The organism is Oerskovia turbata, assembly GCF_000718325.1.
GTDB classification, from domain to species: Bacteria; Actinomycetota; Actinomycetes; order Actinomycetales; family Cellulomonadaceae; genus Oerskovia; species Oerskovia turbata.
Genome location: NZ_JOFV01000031.1, coordinates 1 through 1,616 on the forward strand (window position 1 = coordinate 1; position 1,616 = coordinate 1,616).

The following is a 1,616-nucleotide window of genomic DNA, read 5'->3' on the forward strand; positions in this document are numbered from 1 at the left end:
CAGCAGAGCGACGTGTGGGTCACGGCTCTGGATGCTGACGAGGCGCTCGACACGCTCGCGGGTCGTGGCGCCGACGTGCGCCTGGTCGCCTCCCGCTCCGGGGCCGACGGGCGTGCGGCTCTGCCGCTGCGCCTCGACGCCGACGGGCCGGTGAGCGTCGTGGCCGACGGCGAGACCAAGACGGCGCCTGACGGTTCGATCGGCGTCAACTCGATCCTCGACCAGCAGGGCGTCGTGCTCGGCGAGCAGGACCGGGTCTCGGTGGCACGTGACGAGGCAGCGGACCCCGCGATCTCCCTCGTCGTCCAGCGCGTCGCCGTGAGCGACGTCCCCACCGTCACGCCGATCCCCTTCGAGACGGTCACCGAGCAGGACGCGAACCGCTTCGCGGACCTGGACCCGGTCGTCAAGCAGGAGGGCGTCGAGGGCGCCTCGACCAAGATCGAGACCGTCACGACGGTCGACGGCGTCGAGGAGTCCCGCGTGCTGGTCTCGGACGGCGTCACGGCCGAGCCGGTCGCCAAGATCGTCGTCCAGGGCACCAAGGAGCGCCCGCAGGCGGCTCCTGCCCCCCAGCCTGCGACGTCCGCTCCCAAGGCACGCTCGCAGGCGGCCGCTCCCGCGGCGCCGAGCACCGTCGGCGGCGACGTCTGGGCGGCGCTCGCGAAGTGCGAGTCGGGTGGCAACCCCACGACGAACACAGGCAACGGCTACTACGGCCTGTACCAGTTCTCCGCCAGCACGTGGAGGGCAGTGGGCGGTTCCGGCCTCCCGTCGCAGGCGTCCGCCGAGGAGCAGACGATGCGCGCGCAGATGCTCCAGGCGCGGTCGGGCTGGGGCCAGTGGCCCGCGTGCTCCAAGAAGCTGGGCCTGCGCTGAGCAGCAGGACGGCCTGACGGTCCCGCAGGGACCGTCGGACGCAAGAGGGTGCGACCCGTGGCGAGAGCTGCGGGTCGCACCCTCTTCTGCGCCTGTGCCTGCGCCTCGCGCTCACCCGGGGTGCGCGGGGCGCGCGAGGTCTGCGAGGTCTGCTGGCGAAGGTCCGTTTCGTCGTGTGACGTGTCCCGCACGTCGCGCGACCGACTTGGTCTCCGATAACGAATCGGTTACGGTCGAGTGTCTCGCGTGCAGAGCTCACCGGAGTGTGACCGCCGCGAGTGGTGCCGACCGGGACGAAGCCCTGGGAGCGGTGCCCGGACCGCCGGATCGGCTGGTCGAGACCCGGAGCGACCTCGTCGCCCCGCGCACGGCGCGGAAGGGGACAGTGCCCTGACACGCCCTCGGCCCCCCGTGCCCGGACAGCACGACGACTGGACTCGAGTGAAGAATCCCTTCCGCACGACCGTGGACGCGCAGCGCACGGCGCGTCACTCCGCAACCACCCCTTCGACTTCTGGTGGTGTCGAGGCTGAGGCCTCCGCCACTTCTCCTGCTGTGCGGCGTCGCCGTTGGCCTTTGGTTGCTGGTGCGACTGCTGTTGCGCTCGTGGCGACGGGTGCGGTTGCGTACGGGTCTGTGAAGAAGACCGTCGAGCTCGATGTCGATGGTGAGATCACCACGGTGAGCACGTTCGCCGGTTCGGTCGAGGGTCTCCTTGCCGAGGAGGGGATTCGGGT

At 71.1% G+C, this 1,616-nt stretch carries 2 protein-coding genes; both read left to right on the plus strand.

Translation table 11 applies throughout. From position 1 onward, the window contains the following. Positions 1 to 879, plus strand: an 879-nt coding sequence (locus IE95_RS21280) for a resuscitation-promoting factor (protein ID WP_030153613.1), incomplete at its 5' end; no start/stop codon positions are given. A gap of 636 nt (positions 880 to 1,515) precedes the next feature. Beyond that, the coding region (locus IE95_RS21285; protein WP_282916260.1) for a ubiquitin-like domain-containing protein at positions 1,516 to 1,616 on the plus strand (101 nt) is incomplete at its 3' end.